2 protein-coding genes are annotated in these 4,382 nt (G+C 76.0%); both read left to right on the plus strand.

Features of this window, described 5'->3' with window-relative positions; all coding sequences use genetic code 11:
* A partial coding sequence (locus ACH4B3_RS34145; RefSeq protein WP_398469663.1) for an SDR family NAD(P)-dependent oxidoreductase occupies positions 1 to 2,465 on the plus strand: 2,465 nt, incomplete at its 5' end.
* A 55-nt stretch (positions 2,466 to 2,520) separates the two neighbouring features.
* Positions 2,521 to 4,382 (plus strand): type I polyketide synthase (locus ACH4B3_RS34150; protein ID WP_398469665.1); only part of this gene is annotated, 1,862 nt, incomplete at its 3' end.

Raw genomic sequence — 4,382 nt, forward strand, 5'->3', positions numbered from 1 at the left:
GATCGCTGCGGCGCGACGACGGCGGCCCCGACCGCTTCCTGACCTCCCTCGCCGAAGCCTGGACCGCCGGCGCACGGGTCGACTGGACACCGCTGCTGCCCGGGGCACGCCCGGTGGAACTGCCCACCTACGCCTTCCAGCGCACCCGCTACTGGCTGGAGAACGGCGCACCCGGCACCGGGCGGGCGGAAGCCCCCCGGGACGAGGTGGAAGCCCGGTTCTGGGAGGCGGTGGAGCGCGAGGACCTGGCGGAACTCGCCGCCACGCTCGGCGTGGACGGCGGGGAGGAGCTGGGAGCGGTGCTGCCCAGCCTCTCCTCCTGGCGGCGGCAGCGCCGCGAGCAGTCCCTGATCGACTCCTGGCGCTACCAGGCCGCCTGGCGGCAGGCGGACCGGCTGTCCGCGGCGCCCACCGGAGCGCTGTCCGGCTCCTGGCTGCTGGTGGTCCCCACCGCACACGCCGCCGACCCGCTGCCGGCCGGACTGCTCGCGGCGCTCGCCGACCGCGGCGCCGACCCGCTGCGCCTGGCGGTGGACGCCGCCGACGCGAACCGGGAGAAGCTGGCCGCGCGCATCTCCGAGACGGTGGGCGACCGGGCGGAACTGGCCGGTGTGCTCTCCCTGTGGGCCCTCGACGACTCGCCCCACCCGGAGTACCCGGGCACCTCGGCGGGCGCCGTCGGCACCCTGAGCCTGATCCAGGCGCTCACCGATCTCGGCGCCCCCGGCCCGGCCGGGACGGAGCCGGCGGTGGGTCTGGGCCCCGACGCCCGGCTGTGGTGCGCGACGAGCGGCGCCGTCATGGCGACCCCGTCCGACCGGCCGGTGAGCCCCGCGCAGGCCCAGGTGTGGGGCCTGGGCCGGGTAGCCGCCCTGGAGCAGCCCCGGCTGTGGGGCGGGCTGGTGGACCTGCCCGCCGACCCGGACGAGCGGGTCCTGCGGCTGCTGTGCACGGCGCTGGCCGGCGGCCACGGCGAGGACCAGCTCGCGCTCCGCGACGCGGGCCCGCTGGCCCGCCGCATCGTGCGCACCCCGCTGGCCGACCGGCGGGCGGCCCGCGTCTGGCGGCCCAGCGGCACCGTGCTCGTCACCGGCGGCACCGGCGGCATCGGCGGCCACCTGGCACGCTGGCTGGCCGACCAGGGCGCCGAACACCTGGTACTGACCAGCCGCAGGGGCCGGGACGCCCTGGGCGCCACCGAACTCGAGGCCGCCCTGCGGGAGCGCGGCGTCCGGGTGACCATCGCGGCGTGCGACGTCGCCGACCGCGACGAGCTGGCCGGCCTGGTGGCCCGGCTCGCGGCCGACGGCACCCCGGTCCGGTCCGTGGTGCACACCGCCGCCCACATCGAACTGGGCACGCTCGCCGGGACGGACGCGGACCGGTACGCGGAGGTCTGCCGGGCCAAGACACTGGGCGCCGACCACCTGGACGCGCTCTTCGGCGCGGACGCCGGCGAACTGGACGCGTTCATCCTGTTCTCCTCCATCGCCGGGTTCTGGGGGAGTGGCGAGCACGGCGCCTACGCCGCCGCCAACGCCCACCTGGACGCGCTGGCGGAGCGGCGCAGGGCCCGCGGCCTGCCGGGCACCGCCATCTCCTGGGGCATCTGGGACGCGGCCAACGACTGGGACGAGCGCAACACCGAGCTGCGGACGCTGAAGAACGACCGGTCCAGCCGGCACGGCCTGCCGCTGCTCGACAAGGACCTGGCGTTCGCCGCGCTCCAGCAGACCCTCGACCACGACGAGGCGTTCGTGGCCGTCGCCGACGTCGACTGGGACCGGTTCGTCCCGCTGTTCACCATGGCCCGCCCCAGCCCGCTCATCGCCGAGGTGCCGGAGGCGCGCCGGGTCCTCGACACCGCCGCGACCGACGAGGCCGCGGGCCCCGGGGACGCGGCCACCGGCCGGGCGGAACTGCTGGAGGCGCTCACCGGGCGAAGCCGCGGCGAACAGGACCACCTCCTCCAGGAACTGGTCCGCGGACAGGCCGCCGCCGTGCTCGGGCACGCCGACGGACCGGACGCGGTCGACGCCCACCGCGCCTTCCGGGAGCTGGGCTTCGACTCGCTGACCGCCGTGGAACTGCGCAACCGGCTCGGTGCCGCCACCGGTCTCGCCCTCCCCGCCACCCTCGTCTTCGACTTCCCGACGCCGCTGGCGCTGGCCGGCCGGCTCCGCGCCGAGCTGCTGCCGGAAGACGAGGACGCGGCGGCCGCGGCGGCCCGGCCGGTGCTGGGCGACCTGGACCAGCTGGAGGCGTCGCTGGCGGACCTGACCGCCGACCCGGCGACCCGCGACAAGATCACCAAGCGGCTCCAGGACCTGCTGTGGAAGTGGAACGAGACCGCCCCCGGCGCGGACCCGGCGGAACCGGGCGCCGAGGAGGAGACGGCGCTGGTGGAGACGGCCACCGCCGACGAGATGTTCGCCCTGATCGACCGGGAGCTCGGTACGACCTGATTCCGGAAACCCCACGTCAGGCATGACCACCGACTCTCAACCGAAAGATGTGACGATGTCCCAGAACGACACCGCGTCCGCCCGCGGCGGCGGCGCCCCGCAGTCCCCGAACGCCCGGCCGGGCGACAACGAACAGAAACTCCTCGACTACCTCAAGCGCGTCACCACCGAACTCCAGCAGACCCAGTCGCGGCTGCGGACCGTGGAAGCCCGCTCCCAGGAACCGGTCGCGATCGTCTCCATGGCCTGCCGCTTCCCCGGTGGCGTGGCCTCGCCCGAGGACCTGTGGCGGCTGGTGGCCGACGGCGGCGACGCCATCTCCGGATTCCCCACCGACCGGGGCTGGGACATCGCCGCCCTGCACGACGCCGACCCCGACCGGGAGGGCACCACCTACGTCACCGAGGGCGGCTTCCTCCAGGGGGCCGACCGGTTCGACGCCGGCCTGTTCGGCATCTCGCCGCGCGAGGCGCTGGCCATGGACCCCCAGCAGCGGCTGGTGCTCGAACTCACCTGGGAGACGCTGGAACGGGCCGGGATCGACCCGATGTCGCTGCGCGGCGCGGGCGTCGGCACCTATCTGGGCGTCAACCCGCTCGACTACCGCTCCGGCATCGGAGCCGTCCCGGAGGGCTTCGAGGGCCATCTGCTCACCGGCGGCGCCCCCAGCGTCGTCTCCGGACGCGTCGCCTACACCTTCGGCTTCGAAGGCCCGGCCGTCACCCTCGACACCGCCTGCTCCTCCTCCCTGGTCGCCCTCCACCTGGCGGTCCAGGCACTCCGGCAGGGCGACTGCGACCTGGCCCTGGCCGGCGGTGTCGCGGTGATGTCCACACCCGCCGAGTTCACCGGCTTCAGCCGGCAGCGCGGCCTGGCCCGGGACGGCCGCTGCAAGGCGTTCGGCGCGTCGGCCGACGGCATGGGCCTGGGCGAGGGCGTCGGGCTGCTGCTGGTGGAGCGGCTGGCGGACGCGCGCCGCCACGGCCACCGGGTGCTGGCCGTGGTACGGGGCTCGGCGGTCAACCAGGACGGCGCCAGCAACGGCCTGACCGCGCCCAGCGGCCCGTCCCAGCAGCGGGTCATCGAGGCCGCACTGGCCAATGCCCGGCTGTCCGCCGCGCACGTCGACGCGGTCGAGACGCACGGCACCGGCACCACCCTCGGCGACCCGATCGAGGCGCAGGCGCTGCTCGCCACCTACGGCCGGAACCGGGACGGCGACGAGCCGCTGTGGATCGGCTCACTGAAGTCCAACATCGGCCACGCCCAGGCGGCGGCCGGCGTCGGCGGGGTCATCAAGACCGTGATGGCGCTGCGGGACGGCACCCTCCCGAGGACCCTGCACGCCGACCAGCCGACCCCCGAGGTGGACTGGTCGGCGGGCGCGGTGTCGCTGCTGACCGCCGCCCGGCAGTGGCCCGCGACCGGCCGGCCGCGCCGCGCCGGGGTGTCCGCGTTCGGCATGGGCGGCACCAACGCGCATGTGATCCTGGAGCAGGCCGAGCCCGCGGCGGACACCGCCGAGCGGGCCGAGGACACAGCGGCGGCGCCCGGCGTGCTGCCGTGGCTCGTGTCGGGCCGGACCGAACGTGCCCTGCTCGCCCAGGCGGAGCGGCTGCGCGCGCACCTCGCCGAGCGGCCCGGAACCGCGCCGCGGGACGTGGCGGCCTCCCTGGCCACCACCCGCGCCGCGCTGGAACACCGCGCCGTGGTCATCGGCGCGGACCGCGACGAACTGCTGACCGGCCTCACCGGACTGGCCCGCGGCGAGGAGAGCGCGGGCGTGGTGCTCGGCACCGCCGCCGCCGGCGGCGACCGCCCGGTGTTCGTGTTCCCGGGTCAGGGGGCGCAGTGGGTGGGGATGGCGCGGGAGTTGATGGCTTCGGTGCCGGTGTTCGCGGAGTCGATGGAGCGGTG

The sequence above is a fragment of the Streptomyces sp. NPDC018031 genome (assembly GCF_044327625.1).
Taxonomy (GTDB): domain Bacteria; phylum Actinomycetota; class Actinomycetes; order Streptomycetales; family Streptomycetaceae; genus Streptomyces.